The 21,907-nt window shown below is 58.8% G+C and carries 23 protein-coding genes; 6 read left to right on the forward strand and 17 right to left on the reverse strand.

The window, feature by feature from the left end; all coding sequences use genetic code 11:
* The first annotated feature begins 89 nt into the window (after window positions 1–89).
* Window positions 90–1,193 carry an NADH:flavin oxidoreductase gene (locus PI739_RS00770; protein WP_003365491.1) on the forward strand — a complete coding sequence of 368 codons (1,104 nt, stop codon included), beginning with the start codon at window positions 90–92 and terminating at the stop codon, window positions 1,191–1,193.
* Here PI739_RS00770 and PI739_RS00775 read toward each other — a convergent pair.
* Window positions 1,162–2,382: a glycosyltransferase family 4 protein gene (locus PI739_RS00775; RefSeq protein WP_003433672.1), complete on the reverse strand. Its 1,221-nt coding sequence runs from the start codon at window positions 2,380–2,382 to the stop codon at window positions 1,162–1,164. The two genes, PI739_RS00770 and PI739_RS00775, sit on opposite strands and share 32 nt — an antisense overlap.
* 343 nt (window positions 2,383–2,725) lie before the next feature.
* Here PI739_RS00775 and PI739_RS00780 point away from each other — a divergent pair, with 343 nt between their 5' ends.
* Complete coding sequence (locus tag PI739_RS00780) at window positions 2,726–3,148, forward strand: flagellar protein FlhE (RefSeq protein WP_230081966.1); 423 nt, start codon at window positions 2,726–2,728, stop codon at window positions 3,146–3,148.
* Window positions 3,149–3,188: 40 nt separating this feature from the next.
* Here PI739_RS00780 and PI739_RS00785 read toward each other — a convergent pair whose 3' ends face one another.
* The 4 genes from PI739_RS00785 to cysZ all read right to left on the reverse strand — a co-directional run bounded on the left by PI739_RS00785 (window position 3,189) and on the right by cysZ (window position 5,609).
* Window positions 3,189–3,689, reverse strand: coding sequence for a hypothetical protein (locus tag PI739_RS00785; protein WP_054080661.1), 501 nt, complete (start codon window positions 3,687–3,689; stop codon window positions 3,189–3,191).
* Complete coding sequence (locus PI739_RS00790; RefSeq protein ID WP_003365486.1) at window positions 3,686–3,982, reverse strand: hypothetical protein; 297 nt, start codon at window positions 3,980–3,982, stop codon at window positions 3,686–3,688. The genes PI739_RS00785 and PI739_RS00790 overlap by 4 nt, the downstream gene beginning before the upstream one ends.
* A 338-nt stretch (window positions 3,983–4,320) precedes the next feature.
* The gene (locus PI739_RS00795) at window positions 4,321–4,665 is read right to left on the reverse strand and encodes a hypothetical protein (RefSeq protein WP_003433661.1); all 345 of its coding nucleotides are present in this window, start codon (window positions 4,663–4,665) and stop codon (window positions 4,321–4,323) included.
* A gap of 182 nt (window positions 4,666–4,847) precedes the next feature.
* Window positions 4,848–5,609: a sulfate transporter CysZ gene (gene cysZ / locus PI739_RS00800; RefSeq protein WP_003433659.1), complete on the reverse strand. Its 762-nt coding sequence runs from the start codon at window positions 5,607–5,609 to the stop codon at window positions 4,848–4,850.
* 359 nt (window positions 5,610–5,968) lie between these two features.
* Between cysZ and trxB the strand changes: the two genes are divergently transcribed.
* A complete protein-coding gene (gene trxB, locus PI739_RS00805) occupies window positions 5,969–6,931 on the forward strand; it encodes a thioredoxin-disulfide reductase (RefSeq protein WP_003316986.1) in 963 nt (320 codons plus the stop codon).
* A 256-nt stretch (window positions 6,932–7,187) separates the two neighbouring features.
* Here the strand turns inward: trxB and PI739_RS00810 are convergent, their stop codons facing one another.
* The 7 genes from PI739_RS00810 to PI739_RS00840 form a co-directional block, all read right to left on the reverse strand.
* Window positions 7,188–7,529 carry a HopJ type III effector protein gene (locus PI739_RS00810; RefSeq protein ID WP_003365480.1) on the reverse strand — a complete coding sequence of 114 codons (342 nt, stop codon included), beginning with the start codon at window positions 7,527–7,529 and terminating at the stop codon, window positions 7,188–7,190.
* Window positions 7,522–7,821, reverse strand: a complete 300-nt coding sequence (locus PI739_RS00815) for a DUF1244 domain-containing protein (protein WP_054080662.1) — start codon at window positions 7,819–7,821, stop codon at window positions 7,522–7,524. The genes PI739_RS00810 and PI739_RS00815 overlap by 8 nt, the downstream gene beginning before the upstream one ends.
* A 43-nt stretch (window positions 7,822–7,864) precedes the next feature.
* A complete protein-coding gene (folX, locus tag PI739_RS00820; RefSeq protein WP_003316983.1) occupies window positions 7,865–8,236 on the reverse strand; it encodes a dihydroneopterin triphosphate 2'-epimerase in 372 nt (123 codons plus the stop codon).
* Window positions 8,236–8,799: a GTP cyclohydrolase I FolE gene (gene folE, locus PI739_RS00825; protein ID WP_003346200.1), complete on the reverse strand. Its 564-nt coding sequence runs from the start codon at window positions 8,797–8,799 to the stop codon at window positions 8,236–8,238. The genes folX and folE overlap by 1 nt, the downstream gene beginning before the upstream one ends.
* A 21-nt stretch (window positions 8,800–8,820) precedes the next feature.
* The gene (folM, locus tag PI739_RS00830; RefSeq protein ID WP_003433655.1) at window positions 8,821–9,531 is read right to left on the reverse strand and encodes a dihydromonapterin reductase; all 711 of its coding nucleotides are present in this window, start codon (window positions 9,529–9,531) and stop codon (window positions 8,821–8,823) included.
* A 233-nt stretch (window positions 9,532–9,764) separates the two neighbouring features.
* Window positions 9,765–10,331, reverse strand: a complete 567-nt coding sequence (locus PI739_RS00835) for a putative antibiotic biosynthesis monooxygenase (RefSeq protein WP_003346204.1) — start codon at window positions 10,329–10,331, stop codon at window positions 9,765–9,767.
* Window positions 10,332–10,482: 151 nt separating this feature from the next.
* Window positions 10,483–11,088 carry a hypothetical protein gene (locus PI739_RS00840; protein WP_003365472.1) on the reverse strand — a complete coding sequence of 202 codons (606 nt, stop codon included), beginning with the start codon at window positions 11,086–11,088 and terminating at the stop codon, window positions 10,483–10,485.
* Between the two features lie 206 nt (window positions 11,089–11,294).
* On the opposite strand from PI739_RS00840, the gene PI739_RS00845 reads away from it, so the two are divergent.
* The 3 genes from PI739_RS00845 to PI739_RS00855 all read left to right on the forward strand — a co-directional run bounded on the left by PI739_RS00845 (window position 11,295) and on the right by PI739_RS00855 (window position 13,539).
* Entirely contained in the window at window positions 11,295–11,747 is a 453-nt protein-coding gene (locus PI739_RS00845) for a flavodoxin (RefSeq protein WP_003433653.1), read from the forward strand.
* Window positions 11,748–11,857: 110 nt separating this feature from the next.
* Window positions 11,858–12,769 carry an SDR family oxidoreductase gene (locus tag PI739_RS00850; RefSeq protein ID WP_003433651.1) on the forward strand — a complete coding sequence of 304 codons (912 nt, stop codon included), beginning with the start codon at window positions 11,858–11,860 and terminating at the stop codon, window positions 12,767–12,769.
* Window positions 12,770–12,981: 212 nt separating this feature from the next.
* Window positions 12,982–13,539, forward strand: coding sequence for a hypothetical protein (locus tag PI739_RS00855; RefSeq protein WP_003365464.1), 558 nt, complete (start codon window positions 12,982–12,984; stop codon window positions 13,537–13,539).
* Between the two features lie 228 nt (window positions 13,540–13,767).
* Here PI739_RS00855 and PI739_RS00860 read toward each other — a convergent pair whose 3' ends face one another.
* The 5 genes from PI739_RS00860 to PI739_RS00880 all read right to left on the reverse strand — a co-directional run bounded on the left by PI739_RS00860 (window position 13,768) and on the right by PI739_RS00880 (window position 21,867).
* The gene (locus PI739_RS00860; protein ID WP_003365462.1) at window positions 13,768–14,571 is read right to left on the reverse strand and encodes a SirB1 family protein; all 804 of its coding nucleotides are present in this window, start codon (window positions 14,569–14,571) and stop codon (window positions 13,768–13,770) included.
* An 81-nt stretch (window positions 14,572–14,652) separates the two neighbouring features.
* Window positions 14,653–15,525, reverse strand: coding sequence for an alpha-amylase family protein (locus tag PI739_RS00865; protein ID WP_003365460.1), 873 nt, complete (start codon window positions 15,523–15,525; stop codon window positions 14,653–14,655).
* A 31-nt stretch (window positions 15,526–15,556) separates the two neighbouring features.
* Window positions 15,557–17,521: an NfrA family protein gene (locus PI739_RS00870; protein WP_080480070.1), complete on the reverse strand. Its 1,965-nt coding sequence runs from the start codon at window positions 17,519–17,521 to the stop codon at window positions 15,557–15,559.
* On the reverse strand, window positions 17,518–19,638 hold the full coding sequence (locus PI739_RS00875) for a glycosyl transferase family protein (RefSeq protein ID WP_054080664.1): 2,121 nt from the start codon (window positions 19,636–19,638) through the stop codon (window positions 17,518–17,520). Before PI739_RS00875 ends, PI739_RS00870 begins: the two co-directional genes overlap by 4 nt.
* A 12-nt stretch (window positions 19,639–19,650) precedes the next feature.
* A complete protein-coding gene (locus PI739_RS00880) occupies window positions 19,651–21,867 on the reverse strand; it encodes a cellulose biosynthesis cyclic di-GMP-binding regulatory protein BcsB (protein ID WP_032609504.1) in 2,217 nt (738 codons plus the stop codon).
* Window positions 21,868–21,907 lie beyond the last annotated feature (40 nt).

The raw sequence follows: 21,907 nt of genomic DNA on the forward strand, positions 1-21,907 counted from the left end.
TCAGCCAGATCAATAGTACTGGGCCACCGCAGACGCCCGGCGATACTCTGCGCGCCTGATGACAATCGACCATTTCACAGGAGTTGCGCATGTCGGCAGAAGCCTTGTTCACGCCTTTCCGTCTGGGCAGCCTGGAGCTGTCATCGCGTGTGGTCATGGCCCCCATGACCCGTTCGTTTTCGCCAGGGCACGTGCCCAACTCGAAGGTCGTCGAGTACTACCGGCGGCGCGCGGCGGCAGGTGTCGGGCTGATTATCACCGAAGGTACGACGGTCGATCACAAGGCATCCAACGGTTATCCGAATGTCCCGCAATTTTTCGGTGACGCGCCACTGGCCGGCTGGCGCAAGGTGGTCGAGGCAGTACATGCGGAGGGCGGCAGCATCGTTCCGCAACTCTGGCACGTCGGCGCAGTTCGCCGTCCTGGCACCGAGCCGGATGGCAGCGTGCCTGCCTACGGGCCGATGGAGAAGGTCAAGGACGGTCAGGTGCTGGTGCATGGCATGAGCAAGCAGGACATCGACGAAGTCGTGGCGGCCTTCGCCCAGGCTGCCGCCGATGCCAAGGCAATTGGCATGGACGGTGTCGAAATTCATGGGGCTCACGGTTACCTGGTCGATCAGTTCTTCTGGGAAGGCAGCAATCAGCGCAGCGACGAGTACGGCGGCAGCCTCGCCAACCGCTCACGTTTTGCCCTCGAACTGATCAAGGCCGTGCGCGCCGCAGTGGGCCCGGACTACCCGATCATCTTCCGTTTCTCACAATGGAAGCAGCAGGATTACGCCGCGCGTCTGGTACAAACGCCCGAGGCGCTGGGCGAGTTTCTGCAGCCTCTGGCCGACGCTGGTGTGGATATCTTTCATTGCTCTACCCGGCGTTTCTGGGAGCCTGAGTTCGAAGGCTCCGACCTGAACCTGGCGGGCTGGACGCGCAAGCTGACCGGCAAACCGACCATTACTGTCGGCAGCGTCGGACTGGACGGCGAGTTCCTGCAGTTCATGGTCAACACCGACAAGGTCGCTCAGCCGGCCAGCCTGGAAAATCTAATGAAGCGGCTGGGCAACGACGAGTTCGATCTGGTGGCGGTGGGACGTGCGCTGCTGGTCGATCCGGATTGGGCATTGAAAGTGCGCGAGGGCCGCGAGCAGGACATCCTGCCTTTCAGTCGAGACGCACTGATGACACTGGTCTGATCTTCTTGCTGGCTACCGGCCTGATCTCTTTGGCATTTACAGGTTTTTCGCCCGGGCAGGCCTCACGCAATTGCCGTTCGAACTGATCGATTATCGCCGTCCAGCCCTGGCGACTGGCGTGTTGACGAGCATTGAGGCGCACCCGGCGCAATGTTTCGCTGTCTTCCAGCAACCAGCGCGCCGCATCGATGAATGCCGCCTCGTCACCCGGCATGGCCAAGGCCCCATTGTGGCCATGACGAATATGCTGCCCGGCAGCGGCTTCGTCGTAAGCGACCACACCCAGCCCTGAGGCCAGCGCTTCAAGGACCACGTTGCCGAACGTTTCGGTCAGGCTGGGGAACAGAAACATATCTGCCGAGGCATAGTGCATGGCCAGCACTTCACCGCGCTGAGTGCCGCAGAAGATCGCATCCGCGATCTGCTCCTCAAGCTGCTGGCGCTGCGGTCCATCGCCGACAACAATCAGTTTGATATTACGTTGCGGGTAACTGTCCTTTAGGGTTTCGAAGCTGGCTTTGAGCAAGCCCAGGTTTTTCTCGGGTGCCAGGCGGCCGACGTGTATGACGCCGATATCACCTGCTTGCAGGCCCCAGCTTTCGCGCAGAGCCTGCGAACGCCTGGACGGGTTGAACATCTGGCTGTCGACACCACGAGACAACAACTCGATCCTTTCAAAGCCGCGCCGCTCCAGTTCCACCTTCTGGCTGATGCTCGGCACCAGCGTCATGCGCGAGCGGTTGTGGAACCAGCGTAGGTAGTGGGTCAGCAGCCGAGTGATAAACCCCATGCCGTATTGCTGCGTGTACTGTGGAAAGTTGGTGTGAAAGCCGCTGATCACCGCTATTCCCAAGCGCCGAGCTGCCCGTAGCGCCGACAAACCCAGCGGGCCTTCAGTGGCGATGTACAGCACATCCGGTCGACGCCGCTGCCAGCGGCGCAACAGCTTGTGCATAGAAGACTGACCCCATTGCAACCCTGGATAGCCCGGTATCGGCCAGCCCCGGCAGAGCAGCAGGTCCTCTGCAGCGCCCGCGCCGATCTCGTCGTTCTGACGTGGCCGCACCAACTCGACCCGGTGCCCGCGCAACCGCAACCCTTCACAAAGACGCCCCAGGGTATTGGCAACGCCGTTGATCTCGGGAGTGAAGGTTTCAGTAATCAGGGTGACATTAAGAATTTGGCTCATGGGAGCAGTTTCGGCGGGTTACATTTCGGTTATGTGGCGGTTGTGTGATGGATTGGTGATAGGGCGTCGGTAAGGTGAGGAGGTTGGTGTGAGGCTGCGCGGGATAGTTAATAGGTAAACGCATAAGCTGTACAATGATTTCAATAAAACTCACGATAAAGTTCATTGGCTTCCTACAGGTGTTCACATCGTTTCCTAAAAGCGTGTAGTCCGTTCTGATACGTGTTGATATTATCTGTTTGCCTAGTAATGTCGGGTTATCGAATCGTGTGGTTCGTTAACGTTGGTTTGGAATGACTGGATTTTTAGTTGTTCCTGCTTATCAATATACTAGGGAAGTGAAATGAAATTTAACGACAATAAATTGAAATGGGCTCGTTCGGCTTCAGGAATTGCTTTGGCACTTTTAGTCTTTTCGAACCTTGCACTGGCTGGAAACTATCAATCGTCGGTTGCTCTGCCGGTTATTCATTCAAAAGGCTATGTTCACACCGCTGAGCTGCCAGTAAGCAGGCATGCGCCTGTGACAGCGACGATCAAAAGTGTCAGTTGGAACTGGAGCGTGTTGGGCTGGCCTCAGGGGCTTGAGGTCTACTTGTGCCAAGGTGTCAGCGTATGCCTGAACGTATCACGTCAGCGAACGGGGTCCACAACGTTTTTCGGTAATCAGTCTGCACGTCGCAAGTTCTATTACACGATGAAGGTTGGAGAGGCGGGAAGGGTGCCAGTCGCTGGACAGCAAGGGCGAATAACTGTCTATTGGTAATCTCACAAGCGCCCTCCCCCAGACAGGGAGGGCGCTCAGGCTACCAATTTGCCATGTCACGAAATGCGAGAGGAAGAGCGTCGTTAAAGTTTAGTATCTTTTCAAGTATCCTGGCCGCAGGCGTACCTTTCAAATATTCTTCTTCATAAAGGGCGGTTCGCTCTTTTTGCATACACCCCCCGATTTTCTGAAAGTAAGCGCTCGACTCGGGTGTGACTATCTTGCCCGTGGCGCAGTAACGAATCACGGGGTAATCAGATAGATCCACTCCCTCGCCAGTCAATGAATTGTACGCATAGTGTCTGGCCAGGAAGCTCGCTTCGACCGGACTGCTTTGAGCTTGTGCCATCAACTTGGGCCTGAGCTCTCCTCCTCGCAGGATTGTCCTTGCGCAGTGAGGTGTTTCTTTTTCGCGGACGGCTTCTTGAAGTACGCTAGCGAAGCTTTCAGGTGTTGATGCCGGGGGGCGTGGTGTTGTTTTGTACCGTACACCTAACGGTGTAACGTTCAGGAATGGCGAAACATTGTCGGTGTGGGTCATTTGAAAATCCCTCGCGCACGTTCCATTGCTGCAGGCATAGGCACGAATTCTTTATCCTCCACAATGGATCTGCGTTGTTCGATCGTCATGCTATCCATGAAGCGAGTTGAGCGGGACATTGCCGAACTGCCGAGTGTTGCGGGTAATGCGGCTGAAGGTTTTTTCTCCGTCTGTCTGATGGCAGCGTTCAACAGACTTGCAAACTGACCTGAACGGTTTTCCGGTAGTCTTTCGAGGGATGCGGGTCGGTAGGAGGACAGTTGTTCTGCGGCAGATTCTGCTTTTATTTCCATAGCGATTACTCCTGTTTTTTAATCAGGAAAGCAAGGGTAATGCCATATTTAATGTATTGGTTGTTCCTACGTCGTTGCGGTCTTGTATTAGAGGTCGGGAAGATATGTCCTACGCAATATTCCTACGTGTAATGTTTTTTCATATCTCGGCAAGCAGTGTCGGGTTGCGGCAAGTCGCTGCCGTTACACGGAATGGAGTTCTATAAGCTGCTTGTAAGAGTGCTGATATATAGCTGTAAGAAGTTTCCCTTTTAATGCTGGAGTGCCGAACAGATAACTCACTATCTGTTCGGCACGCTCTCAGGCGTCGTCGTCACTTAGCCGGTCAAGCAGGGCGATCAGCCCAGATCGCGAACCAGTTGGCCGATCACTTCGCCCACTTTGGCCAGGTCCGGTGCATCCAGACGATGTTCATCGGCATACGAATAGGCGACGGTGAACAGGCCGGCGGTACGGGTGGAATAGGCAGGGGCATCTTTCTCGAAAACACGGTTCGCGGCTTCGGCTGTCAGCGAATTGGAGCTGATGACCACGCCTTCTTCAGGGGCGTTCACACCGTTGATGTATACGTCGTCCGGATTGATCGACCATTCGGCCAGTTCACTGACCAGAAAGGCGCGGATCTTTTCCTGAACGGTTGCGTTGTCGGTGGTCAGTGCAGCAGGATTTACTTGAGCATTCATGATTTAACTTCCTTGTTAAGTTCATGTGTCGCTGAGTTTCATGGAAGCTGGCTTCACATGAACGGATTGATTGAGGCCCCATTTAGCCTTGGTTGGCGGGGTGAGTTGCGGTGCATATTTATATGCGTGTGATTTTTCTTCGGGTGTGCCGAACCGCATGGCGCGGCCCGGCAGGTCGGCATTCAGCCTCGTGCGTGGGTCACCGGCAACGCATCCGCGCCGCGCTCGCGCACCCAGAACAGCGTTGCACCGGCCACTGCCGCGGGCATCATCAGCAGGTTGACCACCGGGATCAGCAAGGCGACGTAGACAATGCCGCCGAAGCTCAGGCTTTGCCAGCGCTTGCTTTTCAGCCAGCCGAGCATTTCGTTCCAGCCCAGCTTGTGGTTGTCGGCGGGGTAGTCGATGTACTGGATCGCCATCATCCACACCCCGAACAACAGCCACAGCGGGGCGGCGATGATGTTGGCGACCGGGATGAACGACAGGATGAACAGGCCGAGCATGCGTGGCAGCATGTAGCCCAGCTTGCGTGCTTCGCGGGCCAGGGTGCGGGGCACCATGGCAACCAGTTCGGCCCAGCTGAAATCGGGCGATTCGTCTACGCCACGAACCACGGCTTCGACCTTTTCGGACAGAAACCCGTTGAACGGTGCGGCAATGATGTTGGCGACCATGGTGAAAGTGAAAAACACCATCAGCAGCACCAGCGCCACGAACAGTGGCCAGAGGATATAACTGAGAAAGCTCAGCCAGTGGGGCAGGGTCGGCATGAAGGTGTCGACCCACAGCTCGAACTGGTGCACCGCCAGATAGATCAGGCCGCAGAACAACACCACGTTGATGCTCAATGGCAGTAGAACGAACAAGCGCAAGCCAGGGCTGAGGACCAGTTTCAGGCCCTCTCTCAGGTATTGCGGGCCGGTAAGGGCGGGAGCGGGCATGGGAGTCTCCGAGTGCTTGAAAGGCGTGACCTTACCGGCTTTGTGATGGCCATGAAAGAGCGGAGCGCCGACGGTTTTTGAGCATGTCAGACTTGTGGCGTATCCTTCGACGAAGAATATCCGGATGGCGCCGCTTTCAAGCGCCCGCGCTATAGAAGTGACCTATAGGGTGGATTGTGAAACGATATTTCCTTAACCTCTGCGGCCCCGATAGGCTGTTCGGCAATCTAGGACCTGTCCTTCAGGTCAGAATTTTCAGGACCTGCCGAACCAAACGACGCTTCCCCAAGCGTTTCGGTGGTCCTTTTTATCCAGCCGTCCCGACCGCGGCGTAAACGGTCGGTCGATAGGAGTGTGTCATGTCAGACGTACGTCATTCCCGAGTGATCATTCTCGGTTCCGGCCCTGCCGGTTACAGCGCTGCGGTCTACGCCGCTCGCGCCAACCTCAAGCCTCTGCTGATCACTGGCATGCAGGCTGGCGGCCAATTGACCACGACTACAGAAGTTGATAACTGGCCAGGCGACCCGCACGGTCTGACCGGTCCTGCGCTGATGGAACGCATGCGCGAGCATGCCGAGCGTTTCGAGACTGAAATTGTCTTCGACCACATCAATTCCGTTGACCTGGCTGGCAAGCCGTTCAGCCTGCAGGGCGATAGCGCAACCTACACCTGCGATGCTCTGATCATTGCCACCGGCGCCAGCGCCCGCTACCTGGGCCTGCCATCGGAAGAAGCGTTCATGGGCAAGGGTGTGTCTGCCTGCGCCACCTGCGATGGCTTCTTCTATCGCAACCGTGAAGTCGCAGTGGTGGGTGGTGGTAACACGGCGGTTGAAGAGGCGCTGTATCTGGCCAACATCGCCAGCAAGGTGACCCTGGTTCACCGTCGCGAAACCTTCCGTGCCGAGAAAATCCTGATCGACAAGCTGCACGCACGTGTCGCCGAGGGCAAGATCGAACTCAAGCTCAACGCCACACTGGACGAAGTTCTGGGTGACAACATGGGTGTGACCGGTGCGCGCCTGAAGAACAACGACGGCAGCAGCAGCGAGCTGAAAGTCGACGGTGTGTTCATCGCGATCGGCCACACACCAAACACCTCGTTGTTCGACGGTCAGTTGGCGTTGAAAGACGGTTACATGGTTGTGCAGGGTGGCCGTGAAGGCAACGCCACGGCGACCAGCGTCGAAGGCGTATTCGCTGCCGGCGACGTGGCTGACCACGTGTATCGCCAAGCCATTACCTCGGCCGGTGCCGGCTGCATGGCGGCACTGGACGTCGAGCGCTACTTGGACGGGCTGGCTGACGTATCGTTCTGATTTGCTCTCGTGCCTTAGCGCTCATTGCTATACACAAATCTTATGGGAGCGATCCGCATTGCTCGCGAAGAGGTCAGTACATCCCCCGGAAACAGGGTGTTTGAACCGATGCCTTCGTGAGCAAGCTCACTCCCACAGTGGACTGTACTCTGCCTCATGCTGTGTTTAACCCCGTTTTCCGGGCTTACCAGGACGCGTGTATAGCGTGGAGTGCCCAGGTATGGGCACTAGAACGATGTGATTTCAACCCAGCCGATCAAGCCTTGCGCTTGAGCGGCTCGCCTTCAAACTTCACACCCGCCAGACCATTCGCGATCAGCGCACGGATATTGCCGTGGTCGCTGCCTTCAGGTGTGGCTTGTACCGAGCGGTAATGCTCGCCGAACGCCAGCAGCGCCTCTTCGTCAGTCAAGCCTTCCAGTAGCGCCAGGCCCAGCGTCTTGCACGACCCTTCGTTTTGCCCGGCAGCATTGTCGACGTCGCCGTTTCTGAAGGCCTGAGGCTGGTAGTCGTAGCCTTCGGCGATGAACGCCAGGGTGTCGGCAAACGCATGCTCGCCGCTGCGCAGGCGGGTGCGCAGGGAATTCAGATCAGTCATGTTGTTTGGTTTCCTTGACGAACGCCGCCTGTTGTTCGGCGTTCGCTTCTTTCTGATAGCGGGCTTTCCACTCGCTGTACGGCATGCCATAAACCACTTCACGCGCATCATCGATGCTGAGGTCGATGTGCTTTTCGTCAGCGGCGGCCTTGTACCACTTGGACAGGCAATTACGGCAAAAGCCGGACAGGTTCATCAGGTCGATGTTCTGGACATCCTTGCGGCTGTCCAGATGCGCGACCAGTCGGCGGAAGGCTGCGGCTTCGAGTTCGAGGCGTTCTTGCTCGGTCATGACGGGCTCTTTTCAGTAGACGGTTGACGTCATGATAAGAGTTTCAGCGTTGACCGGCGAGCGTGATCGATACCGACTCGGCAAAGCGCAGGGCATGCGGCTTGTCGACTTCCACTTCAGCGTAGGTCACCGCCTCGTGGCTCATCACCAGATCCAGCACTTCCTGGGTCAGTCTTTCCAGCAGGGCAAAGCGATTGCCCTCGACGTGCTGGATGATGGCCTTGGTGATGGTGCGATAGTTGAGGGCATGCTCGATGTCGTTATCCCGGACCGCTTCCTGAGCGGCATAGAGAATCGTCAGGTTGATCAGCACGTCCTGTTTGTTGAGGATTTCGTCCTCATTGATACCGATGAAGGTACGCAGGCGCAGGTCCTTGACCCGGATGCGCGCGGTGCCAGGTTCGAGTCTTGCCATTATTGTCTGCTCCGTCCGATCAATTGCAGAAACTCCATGCGTGTGGTGCTCGAGTCACGGAAGGCCCCCAGCATCACTGACGTGTTCATGGTTGAATTCTGCTTTTCGACGCCGCGCATCATCATGCACATGTGCTGGGCTTCGATGACCACAGCCACACCGGCGGCTCCGGTGACTTTCTGAATCGCATCGGCAATCTGTTTGGTCAGGTTTTCCTGAATCTGCAGACGGCGGGCAAACATGTCGACGATGCGTGCGATCTTCGACAGGCCCAGTACCTTGCCGGTCGGAATGTACGCCACATGCGCCTTGCCTATGAACGGCAGCAGGTGGTGCTCGCAAAGCGAGTACAACTCGATGTTCTGGACGATGACCATTTCATCGTTGTCGGAGGCGAACAGGGCGCCATTAACGATCTCTTCGACGCTCTGGGTGTAGCCATGACACAGATACTGCATGGCTTTGGAGGCGCGTTTCGGCGTATCCAGGAGACCTTCGCGGTCTGGATCTTCACCAAGGCCGAGCAGAATGTCTCGATAGTGCTGGGGCAGGGACGAACTCATCAGAATGATCCTCGGGGCGGCTTACTTGACGTGCCGTCCGCCGTTTACGGTCAGTGTTGTGCCGGTGACATAGGTGCTGTCCAGAAGGTAACGCAGGCTCTGGTAGATCACTTCTGCACCAGGCTCTATGCCCAGGGCCGACTTGGCCAGGGCGTTGGCGCGGTAGGCCGCATCATCCTTGGGTTGAAACATCAACAGCGCCGGTGCTATGCCGTTGACTTTGACAAGTGGGGCGAACCTGGCGGCGAAGGACAGCGTCAGGCTTTCCAGGCCGGCCTTGGTTGCGCAGTAGGCGATATGCTTGCTGCTGCCCTTGCGGGTCACGTCATCGCTGATATGCACGATGTCAGCGACCTCGCTGGCGGTCAGCAACGACTCGCAATGCAGATTGATCAGGTAGGGCGCCAGCATGTGCACGTTGAACATGCGTGTGAAGTTGTCGGCTTCATCGCCCGGTGTTTCTGCCAGCCACTCGGAAGCGTTGTGGACAATGGCCCGCAGGCTTGAGGTCTGGGTTTTCAACAGCTCGACAAAAGCCATGATGCCGGCTTCGCAGGAAAAATCCCCGTGGATGGCCACCGCGCCAGCCTGGCGCAGTTCCGTCACACTTTCGTGCTCGGTGCGATAACTGATGATCACCCGTTGCCCGTGTTCCAGCAGACGCAAGGCGCAATGCAGGCCCACGCGCTGGCTGGCGCCGGTGATCAGGATAGGTGCAGAAGACATTGCCATCGACAGCTCACGTATCGGTTATCCGTAGTGGACGGGGATTGTACGGTCGATTGTTTCTTCCGGTTTACAGGCAAAGTTATACCAGAGAATTTTTTTGTACAACCCTGGACATCATGAAACTCGCCGAGGCAGTGCTCGAAGGCGCTGAGCACGGGGAGGCTGAGGGAACGAGCGGGGCTGGGACGCGACCAAGACCTGTACCGAGGTGTAAAGGTGTACAGGTCTTTATGAGTCTAGCGAGGGGAAGGTGATTGCGTAGGGCGTGCCGGTGCAGGCGTGCTCTGCAGCCAGGGTGCGAGCAGGCGCGTGGACAGCGGGATGAACAGGTAGACCATCAGCGGGGTGAGCACCGCTGTACTGATCATGATGCGCGGTAACAGGTCCAGATGATTGAGCAACGGGCCGAGTAGAAAGTTGAAGATCAGCGACACGGGGAAAAACGCCAGCCAGATCGCGACAGCCTGTTTCCAGCGTGGCGGACGCTGATCGATTGCGCCGAACCAGCCGTCGATGCCGCTGACCCGATGCTCCGAAGGTTGTGCGAAAAGACCGCTGCCGCGCACCAGCCAGGAGCGTCGGGAGGCGGAATGCTCCCAGGCGTGCATGGTGTGCTCATCGGTGAAGCGGAAAATGATCTGAAATTCGTCGTCGCCGGGCGGCGGCGCCAGTACCCCTGAACCCAGATACCCTGGAAAGTCCGTGGCCAACTGTTCGCCTTCGTGCAGCCAGGCCATCATTTCATGGTAGCGACCCTGCGCCACGCGGCGTGCAACCATCAAGGTGACGGGTGAGGTAGACATTGTATATCTCCGGTAGAGGCGTGAAATTCCCGGGTAGGGAGGTCACATGCCGCGATCCGGGATGGTGGGTCGCGACAGCTTCACTTGAACAGCAAGCAAGGATTATTCCTGAAACGCTGATAGACCGGTAGAGCGTTGTCGGGCAGGCAGGTTACTTGTGCAAGGATGGATGCTTGCGACGATGCTCTTGCAGGATGTACTGGCGCAAGCGCTCGGCATCGTCCTTGCCATGCTTGCTGAAATGATAGGCACCGACGTTTTGCCCGATCATTCGCTCAAGCTTGCCGCGCATCGGAATGGGCGCTTGACCCGGCGGGTTGAACCAGGCGGAAAAGTTTCTCGGCAGCTTGCCTTCCTTGCGGTACTCGAGCAACACACCCTTGAACGACAACTCATGAACCCAGAGTGCCGTCAATGCACCCTTTTCTGTTTCGAGAGGGATGGGTTCTTCCAGCACAAGCCGCCATGGGCGGATCTTCGGGCCTTCCTCGAAAATACTCGGCGCGCCGAGCTCCAGATGCAGTGCGTGGAATTCGTCCTCGACCAGATGCAGCGGGAAATTCATCTGCTGATTCTCGAACTGCGCATGGATCGTGACCTGCTCATGAGCGGCCAGTCGGGTCAGCAGATCCTGAATCTGGATGCCACCGTTGACCAGCAGGCTACGCGTACTGTCACGTACGTTCAGCTGAGGGTTGCGGTGCATGCTCTGGATAAAATCCAGCTCAGCCTGGGTGAGTAGTGAATCAGGTTGCATGGGCGGAGGCTCGGTCTAACCGGTTATTGAGAACAAAGACCATTGATTCCGTAATGTGTTCGGACCATTCATCATATTTTTTCATTCAAGTGTTTCAACTCTGCTGTGTTTCTCCGGGCAGACCGAAGGCAGAATGGTCCGTAGAAAATTCAGACGGCATTCTAAGGCATAATGTTTCACTTTTTTAAGCTGCTGCAGGAATAACCATGAAAGTCGCCATCGTGTGTGGAACGGTCTACGGATCGGCCGAGGAAGTCGCCAGACACGCCGCTGCATTGTTGCGTGCCGCCGGCCATGAGACGCTCGTCAATCCCCGGCTCATGTTGCCGGAGCTGCTCGCCTTCGAGCCTCAGGCGATCCTGGCCGTGACATCGACCACCGGCATGGGTGAGTTGCCCGACAACCTCATGCCTCTTTATTCAGCGCTGCGCGACGGTCTGCCAGGCGAACTGCGCGGCTTGCCCGGCGCGGTGATTGCACTGGGCGATGCCAGTTACGGCGACACCTTCTGCGCGGGCGGTGAGCAGATGCGCGAATTGTTCGCTGAAATGGGCGTTACCGAAGTCCAGGATATGTTGCGTCTGGACGGAAGCGAAAGCGTCACCCCGGAAACCGACGCCGAGCCTTGGCTGGAAGCGTTCATCAAGCACCTGGGCTGAAAACATCGCGCGTCTTTATCGGGCATGATTCAGCACAGCAGTGTTGATTGTGGCTGTGCCGGACGTGGACGACACTCATCGCAACGTATTCCTGAGGCATGGAGCCAGCGATGAGCGAGTCAGTACGTTTTGACGATAAAGTCGTGGTTGTGACCGGCGCAGGGGGTGGGCTGGGTCGGGCTCATGCGCTGCTGTTTGCGAAACATGGCGCGCGGGTGGTGGTCAATGACCTGGGCGGTTCGGCGCATGGCGAAGGTGCCAGCGCGTCTGCCGCAGATCGCGTCGTCGCCGAGATTCGCGCGGCAGGCGGCACAGCGATAGCCAATCATGATTCGGTGACCGAGGGCGGCCACATCGTGCAGCATGCGCTGGACGCATTCGGGCGCATCGATGTGCTGGTCAACAACGCGGGCATCCTGCGTGACAAGACCTTCGCCAACATGCAGGACGCCGACTGGGATCTGGTCTATCGCGTCCATGTCGAGGGTGCTTACAAAGTCACCCATGCCGCCTGGCCTTACCTTCGCGAGCAGAACTACGGACGGGTGATCTTTACGTCATCGACGTCCGGTATCTACGGCAACTTCGGGCAAGCCAATTACGCGACGGCCAAGCTGGGGCTTTACGGGCTGACCCGCACCCTTGCGCTGGAAGGTCGCAAGAACCGCATCTTCGTCAACGCCATAGCGCCAACGGGCGGCACACGCATGACCGAGGGCCTGATCCCCGCTAATGTCTTCGAGCTGCTCAAGCCCGAACTGGTCAGCCCGCTGGTGGTGTACCTGTGCAGCGAACAATGTCAGAGCAGTGGCGACCTGTTCGAAGTGGGCGGCGGCTGGATCGGCAAGGTCCGTTGGCAGCGCAGTCAGGGGGCCTGCTTCGACCCGCAGACAGGTTTCAGCCCGCAAGACGTTGCGCAGCAGTGGCAGGCGATTGGTGATTTCGCCAACGCAGCGCATCCTGCCGACACTGGCGAAGCGTTGAAAGAGATGATGGTCAACCTGCAGAAGTACGTTAAATAACCCGCCTTTGCTAGCTGACGCAAGACGAGAGTGTTTGTTGAACGTGTGCGCATCTTTAAGCGGGTTGCTTAATTGTATATGGGAAGTTTCACTGTGTTATGTAAGAACTGTCTTTTTGCCCTGTAGGTCGAGTATGGATTTTTGCAGGTCTATTAATTAAGCATCTTCCACTCCGATATGAAGTTCGAACACATTCATATCTGGAGTAACACATGGCCAAATCAATATGGGGCGAACTTCCACCGGTAAGCGTCGCCGCGCCTCCTGAACGAGTCAAGGTCAAGAAGGCTGCGGCACAGGTAACCCAGGTGCTTCAGGAGGTGGGTGAAAATTCGATTGCGCTCAATGCGCTGGCGATGGAAAAGCGCAAGATGAAGCCGCTGTTCAAGGGCTTCAATCCCGAACAGATAACCCCCAAGGATCTCAACAGAGCGGGGATGATTTTATACAAGTTCGGCATGATCGATAATCACACCGCCGAGTTGATGAGTCGCGCAGGCGATGAGTTCGACAAGAAAGGCAAACTGGTCGACCCCAGCAAGGAAATCAACGCGCTGGAGTTTTTTGCCAATCGGATCATCGATATGAAAGAGAAGGCGCTGAGCGGCGATCCATATGCCAAGGCGCTATTGCCTGATTACATCAGGACCATCCATATCATGCAGAATCTTCAGGTGTTTGCCGAGTCGGGCGACAGTTACGAGATGCGCAAGATCAAGGACATGGAAAACAAGGGGCTGATCAAAAGAACGCCGGATGCCAAGGGCTGAGGCAGGCTGCACGATATAACGCGGAGAGTATTAATCTGCGGGCAATAAAAAAGGCCGCTGCACAGAGACCTGCACGGCGGCCAAACAAAACGCAGGATCAAGGGAGCTTGCAAATCCACGTCGATTTAACGCGCGCAGGTTAACCGCCATCACGCGCCCGAAAAATCCCCGCACAGGATATGCAGCATTACCTGGCGGGTAACAATTCGCAGCGAATGAGCCGGTTGCTCAATGAACGCGGTGGTTTAACGGTAAGCGGCTCAGGCGCTCGGCAAGCTGGAGTCTTTGCATCGGGTCTTCACTGAGCAATAGCGCGCGTTCCAGATCGAAACGTTCGGCCTGCGGGCATTCGAGCAACTGATAAAGGCTGGCGCGGGCCAGGTGATCGCTGCTGGTGGCCTGGCCCAGTTCGACGATGCGGTCGGCATCCTTGAGCGCCGCAAGAACATTATCGTTGATCTGGTGCAGATGCCGCAGGTTGCGCGACAACCGTTGCAGCATGCTGGTCGGGGTGGCGCGAGTCATATGCTCGGCGCGCAGCTGCATGGTTGGGCCGAACTGCCTGATCAACAGCTCGCGGCAGTCAGCGGGATAGAGCCTGCGCCCGCTGCAGGGGTCGAGCAGATGATCGGCACCCGGCACGCGCAACAGGAAGTGACCCGGGAAATTCACGCCTTCCAGGGTAATGTCCAGGCGCCGTGCGATCTCCAGCGCAATCATTGCCAGCCCCAGTGGCTGACCTCGACGCTGCAGCACGATCTTGTGCAGAAGGGCCGAATCGGGTTTGGGAGGGTTCCAGTCATTCTGCTGAAAGCCCAGGGCATTGAGTTGCCGTAACAGCGGTTGGGCAAGTTCAGGCGCAGGCAGGACAGGCAGCGCTGAATTTATCTGGCGCTGCAACTGGGCCATTTCGCTCATTACCTCATGCCACTCGAAATGTGCGTCATGTTCGGTCGACACCCATAACGCAGCTTCAAACACCGAGGGCGGTGTCTGTTGCAGGCAGGCCAGGCAATGCTGACGTGGCGTCATGGACCACTCCGTGCGGCTCGAAATCCAGTGCGAAGACTCTTTGTAGCCCTGTGCGCGAATTTCGTCCAGCGCCACGTGTTTCTACTTGTTCAGGGCTTCTATCAGGTCGGGTGTCACATAGTGAGGACCGTCGAACAGGTACAGCGGATAGCCATCGAAAGCTGCAATCTGCGGTTTCAGTTCGGCCGCCGTTGCCGGGCGGAAGCCGCCGCCTACCTGCGGGCGAAAGGCTTCGACGATGATTCTGACGCGATTCTTGCCCAGCCGTTTGCGCAGGGCGTCGGCGTAGGTGCGGGCAACCGGAGCGGTGCGGGCATAGACGCCCACACCATCCTGAAAGAACACACCGATATCGTCCGGCAGCCAGGTTTTCAGCCAGTCCGCTGTGGCGGCGGGCCCGATATTGGCGCCGTCGTAGACGCTGATCCACAGTGGTCTGGGCAGTTTCGCCAGCAGTGCCGGTAACTCCTTGGCACGACTCCAGCTGGGGTCGACCTCGGCGGGGAAGTACCAGCCGGTGACATTGAGCGGCGTTTTCACCTTGGCCAGTTGCGCCGAAAGCACCGCCAGCTGCTCGATATTGTCCCGCGAGCGGGTTTCGCTGAAGTACCCGGCCAGTCCGAGGATCACTTCCTGGGCCCACGGCTCCTTACCGATCCGTGTCCAGTCCGGCAACACCGGCACACTGCTCATCGGGGTGCCCGGTATGAACGCCTGATCATCGACCGCCGTCCACTGCACGAGCAGTTGCCGTGCGCCGAGCCTGTCCCAGTTGCCGCTTATGCCTACCGTTGCGTTATCCGGTTGCCAGACGATGCCGACAACCCCCGGGCCCTTGGGCTGGATCAGCAGATACAGCTCGCTGGTGCCGAGGGCGATCGCCCCCACCAGCAGGGCGGCCACCGAGGTCTTGATCAATGTTGCCTGTCGCAGCAGTGCGGCCAGAGCCTTCAAACATTACTCCCTGATGGATGACGGGCGTGGATCACCACGAGAACGTCATGCGCGCGAAGACGCCTTCTGCACGGTCATCGCCAAATACCTTCTCGCGATACTGCACGGAGAAATCGACATACGACTGCGGTGCCTTGTATTTGTCCTCACGGAACCAGTAACGCACGCCCGTACCGACACCAAGACCGCCAGCGTTACCGGAGGATGTGCTGCTACGGCCGAGGCTGTCGACTTCACTGCGCATCTTTGAATCGTAGTCCACTGCGGCGACTACGTGGGGAAATACCACCAGCCGCGGGCTGATACTGTCCAGACGGAAGCTGCGCCCGACCTGCCATTCACTGTTGAAATAGTTGCGCTTGTCCTGCAGATAGCGCCCGCCTTCAGCGTACAGCTGCGAAGTCCACCAGCTCGGTACATCGACGCGCAGGTCGGTGCCGATGCTCGAGCCGTAGCCCAGGCGCACCAGCCAGTCGCCGTCGGCGTTCGAGTTGCCGAGCGGAAAGGTGCGTTCGAAGGCGCCGATCACGTTGACTGCGCTGAACGGTTTGACCCGGATACCGAGCGCGCCCTGCAAGGCGTCCGCGCCTGTGTCGGAGTCGCCTTCCTTGCTCCACAGCGTGTCGGTGACGCGTCCGTAAAGCTCGACGAAGCGCGCGTTACGGTAACCGAAGGGGCGCCAGAACACTTCGGTGCTGTTCTGCACGCTGTCATTGCTGCCGCCGGGCGCGCCGCTCAGGCCGCTGCTGGTGCTGGCACCGCGATAAGTCGTGGTATTGGTCAGGCCCCATTCACGGGACAGATCAGACACGGCGCGTCGGGTGTCGAACACCTGTTGCGCGGGCATCTGCAGATCGCCGGTCTGCTGATAATCGAGGACGCGTTTGAAATAGGCGATGGCTTGCGCATCATCCGATGTGCGCATCGCGCTGTAGGCGGCATCCTGTACTTCGCGGGGCTTGAGACCGGACTGACGGTCGACACGCTTGAACGTATCCAGTGCGCCTTGATCATCGCCCGCCTGACTGAGGAAATAGGCAATCTGCACTTCATCGCCGGGTTGCAGTTCGCCCGCATCGCGAGCTTGCTGCAGACGTTGCAGTGCTTCACTCGGCTGGCCCATGGCGGCATACAACGAGGCCTGCTCACGCAGCGGCAGGTTGCCGACCGCCATTGCCTGAGCGAAGTCCTGACGTGCACCGTCCTGATCGCCCAAGCGTTGACGCATTTGTCCGCGCTGGACGAGCAGGGTGGCGTCGTTGCCATTCAGCGCCAGCGCTTCGGTGGCCGCAGAGCGCGCTTCGGCATACTGCCCTTGAGCGATCAATGCGCTGACCAGCAGTTTGCGGTAGGCCATCTGTTTGGGAAAACTGCGCACAGCCTCCCGCGCCTCGCTGACTGCGGTGTCGTTATCGCCGCGTGCCAATGCTTTATAGCCAGTGGCTGCCTTGTCGACCGCCACCTGCTCCTGAATCGCCTGCCGACGACGCGTCAGGACCTGTTGCGGCCCCAGTGCCTGCTCGGCCTCGTTGATCGCTGCCTGCGCTTCGTCCAGACGCTGCTGACGTTGCAGCGCCTCGATCAGCATCATGCGGTAATCGAGATTCTTAGGTGCCTGGGCAATGGCCTTGCGTGCATGACTGGCCGAGCCGTCGTAGTCGCGGTTGGCGTAGGCACGCAGCGCCTGATTGCCTTCCAGGTAGCCAGGCTTGGGGCGCGCCTTGGGGAAGCGGGCCGGGTGATCGCGGCGGTATTTGTCACGTTCTGCCAGGGCAATCAGATCACGCAACTGATCGGCATCCGCACGCTGACGCAACGCTTCGCGCGCCTTGGCGATGGCCAGGTCGTAGTCCTTGCGGTTGTAGGCCATGTAGGCTTCGTTGGCGATGGCATAGGCGGGTCCGGTCAACGGCAAGGGTAGTGTTTCCGCCTGGCTGAGCGGTGCAACAAGACCCAGGCCGCTCACCAGCAGCGACAGGATGAAGGGGCGCTTCATAGTGGCTGCTCCGTTTGATCGTCAGATCGGTAATGGTTGTGCTGACGTGCCACAGCCTGTTCGATGGTTTCTCTGGACAGCACGCCGATGTCGACCAGGTAATCGCCGATCCGGCCATGCACATGCGGGCGGTAGCCGAGCATGGCTTTCTGGAACACTTCGCGGTCCAGCAGGCCTTGCTCGATCAGCAGATCGCCGAGCAGTGGCGCTCTGGCTGGAAGCGGCTGACCCTCGACCAACTGAAGCTGACGCAACTGCGCGACGATGTCGCTTTCACGGGCAATCAACTGCACCGGCTCGGCACCCAGTTGCTCGGTAATCTGTTGCAGACCATCAGGCGGCAGCGGGCTGGCCACGGCAATTTCCTGGCGACCCAGCGCATTCATTTGCAACGGCACGACACGCCAGCGCAGGCAGAACTCATCGGCCAGCACATCGTTTGTCGCACGTTTGCCGGCAATGTCGAATACCCGTGGCAGGTCGTTCTGAAAAGCGATGGCCTCAGCCAGGGTTTCATCGTCGAGCCAGCCGTGGCTAAGCAAAATCCTGCCCAGCGGCAGCTGACGGGTCTGTTGTTCAGCCAGTGCGGTCTGCAGTTTTTCGTCGTTGATGGCTTGCCAGGACAGCAGCACGCTACCCAGGCGGCGTGGCGCTACGGCAATCAGGTCGGAAGACGGAAAGTCATGCATGGTCTTGTCCCAGACCAGCTTGCGGTTGAGCACCTTGCCCACCAGAAACATCCGCCAGGCGCGCGCTGCAGCCATGAAGTTGACGAAGTTGCCGACCACCATGCGCGGTATCGACAGCAAACCGTGCTGCCAGCCGTAAAGCACGGTAGTGAAGTAGCAGCGGTGCAGGATTCGCCATAGCAACGCGATGCCGTTGGCCACCAGCAGGTACTGAATCAGACCTGTGGTTTCAAACGGGGTCGGAAAGCTGGTGTTCCAGAGTCCGCTGGAGCGCAGCACAATCAACGCCAGCAATTGAATGAGGATAAAGTAAGCGAGGATGCTGACGAACGATGTCACCACGCCCTTACGATCCCGAAACAGCAGGTAACGGTTGGCCAACGAGCCAGTCCAGCCCATTTGCTCCCAGCCTTGCAAGCCGATACCCAACGTCCAGCGCGCCTTTTGGCGAAAGGCGGTGCGGAAGGTGTCCGGGAAGAATTCGCGCACGCACAGCGGCATTTCCAGCGTCGATTCATAAGGCTTGCGGAACCAGGACTTGCGCAGCACCCGAAATTGCACCGGAAAGCGTACGAAGATCGCTTGCATACCGTACTTAGCCAATCGCGCGCCGACGTCGTAGTCCTCGGTCAGGCTTTCGGTATTGAACGGCTGGTTCTGGTTTTCATCCGCCAGCACCATCAGTGCACGCCGCGAGAAGCAGGTGCCGACGCCAGCCGAAGGCACGGTGTCAGTCATGCTTTCGCGTACCACCAGATCCTTGCCGTGCCATTCGGCAAACTCGTCCATGTAGGTGCCGGCCACCCATTCGTACCAGTTGCGTTCCAGCGACACGACCGGCAACTGGATCATGTCCTTGCGCGGCAGCAGGTAATTGAACAGGCGCAATTCAAGCGGGTGCAGCACGTCTTCGCTGTCGTGCAGGATGGTCCCGGCAAACTGTACGGCGTGAGTCTTTTCGTACAGAAAAATCGCCTGGATCACCCAGTTCAGACAGTCGGCCTTGCAGGTGGGGCCGGCGTGCGGCACCTCCACGCGGTGCAACTGCTTGTAGCGGCGACGCATCCGCTCCACTTCATCGATGGTGCGCTGGTCGTTGATGTAGGTGCCGACGAACACCACGTAGTTCTGATAGTCGAGCGTCGACACCATGTTTTCGATCATCGGCGCGATGACGTCGTATTCCAGCCAGGCCGGGACCATGATTGCCAGCGGCTGCTCGTCGCGGGCAATCAACTGCTCGGCAGTCAGTGGCCGGTAGCGACGTTCGGCGGTGAACTTGCGGTACAGCCGCCGCGACCAGTACCAGATATCGATGAACAGGTCATCGATACTCGATACCAGAATGATCAGCCCGACAACGATCGTCGCGACTTCCAGCACGCTGTAGTAATGGGCCAGCCAGTAAGGCCAATAGAGCGACGTCATTGCGGCGGCCTGTTACGAGCGATTGCGACGGGCGCTACGGCCAGCCAGCAACAGAATGAGAAAAAGTACGATGCCGGCCGGGATCAGCCACAGCAGCGATGGTTTGCGCCAGGCGTCGATGCCGGTGCTTTCCTCCTCCTCGATCATCTGGCTGCCGGTCGGGTCCTTGGCGTCGAAGGTGGCGATCGGGCCGCTGTCAGCCAGCACCGCGGCGTTGCCACGTTCCAGCAGTAACGGACGTTCGAAAACCGGGGCCTGACCGCCCAACGAGCGATAGACCATGCCGTGCTGGCCGCCGGCTTCGATCACTTGCAGCGAAGCCAGGTGGTTGAGCGACTTGAGGTCGAGCAGCGTCTGTTCTTTGTGGTTGATCAGCAGGTGCCCGTCGTTGCTGGCCTTGACCGACTCGGCCCCGTCCTTGACCGGCAGTTCGAAGGCCAGGAACGCCTTGGCCGGTGTCACGGCGACGCTGGCGTCATCGCTGACGCTGAGCTGTGCACGCAACGGCGAGACGCCGGAAGCGCTGGCGATGCGGATGACTTGCGGCAGGCTGCTGGCTGGGCGCTCAAGGTAGCCCTTGGGCACCATGATCTGCGTGTCGGTGGCGAAGCGTGCCGCCATGCCCGAGAAGTTTTCGTCAGGCGTGACCTTGTCCAGCACGATGTGGCTGGTCGGCAATACCGAAATCGGGAACGCTTGCGGCGTTTCCAGGCATTGGTTGCTGACCGGCTGACGCTGGAAGGACACGCGCAGGACGTTCTGCGCCGCTAGTGCGTACTGCGGAATGCGGGCTTCGATGCGCTCTTTCTTGCCATCGGCAGTCAGTTGCATCGCACCGATCAGGTAATCGTTGAGGAACAGCGTGGCAACCGGTGGTGTACCCGATGCGCCCGGGGCGGCAGCGATATCGATCATCGCAGTCACCGGTACGCGACCGTCATAGGCAACGCTGCCCAGCGGGAACGAGGCGCTCCAGTCGGTTTTTGCCAGCACATCCACCGTGCCGGGCTTGCCGCCCAGACGGGTCAGCGCGACGCGACCATCTTCGCTCAGCGGCATGGCGGCTTCTTCGCCAATGGTCAGCTGACGATTGCGCGCCAGTTTGTTCCACGCCGAACTGAACAGGCCAATGGCCTTGTTGGCCGACTCCGGCTTGATCATCAGCAGCGCACGATTGCCCAGCAGGGCCAGGCTCACGTCATCCCCGGTGCTGTTGGCGAGCGGCTTCTTGATGTGACGCTCGCGCCACTGGCCCAGTGCGCTGGCCGCCGAAGCATCCAGACCCTGCACCTGCGCCTGGAGAGCGTCCATGGCGTCGTCGATGGCCTTGAGCAGCTGTGGATCGCTGATCGCCAGGTCGGCCTGCAACGCAGGTGTCTGGCCAAGCATCAACAATGCACCGATTTCCGCCGGGTCGCGCAGGGTGTACTGGCCCTTGCCTTCGAGCCCTGCAAACGCCGGAATCTGCTTGAGTTCCGCTGGAATAGTCAGGCCGCTCAGGTCCACGCTGTCCTGCACCGCAGGAAACGGCAGGATGCGTGCCTGCTTGCCGATGCGCTCCAGCGCTACGCCCAGACGCCAGGCGGCATCGTAGCTGGCGTTCGACAATGTGCCGGGTGCGACCAGCAGGCCGGGTTTGCCGGGCAGTGCATTCCATACCGCGCCGACGTCCTGCAACTGGCTGGCGTCATAGCTGTACGTCAGGCGCGTGTGCGGGTCGATGCGCAACACGTTGCCGATCGCACGTTCGTCTTCGCAAAGCACTTTCGAGATCACCGACGACCAGGCGATCCCCAGTCGTACCGAACCGCTTTCCCGTGCTGCCTTGTCGACACCCAGCGTCGCGCTGGCATTGCCCTGTTCTTCATTGAGGCCCAGCGCGCGTACCGGATATCCGTCCAGCGACAGCAGCAGCGTGTTGCGGCCAGCCTCGCCGTTCAGGTAGCTGGCATCGAAATTCAGCGTGGCCTCGGTCAATGGCACATTGGCCGGCACCGGCAGGTACAGCTCGCGGCGTGCGTCGGTAGCATTGAGGATGATCGGGCGATCGATACCCAGCTCCCTCAGCTCGATCACGCGCTCCTGGCGATTGTCGGCAGTGATTCGGTTGATCGCCTGGGTCAGGGGGCTTTCGGCAGCCAGGGCGAATGCAGGCATCAGCGCCAGCAGGCTCATCCCGCAGGCAAGTACGCCAAACGCGCCCATGTTTACGGCAACGGAAGATTTCATCGTGCAGATCTCGGTAAAGGCTCAAGGCCATTGGGTCTTG

The organism is Pseudomonas cerasi (assembly GCF_027983475.1).
In the GTDB taxonomy this organism is placed as follows: Bacteria; Pseudomonadota; Gammaproteobacteria; order Pseudomonadales; family Pseudomonadaceae; genus Aquipseudomonas; species Aquipseudomonas cerasi.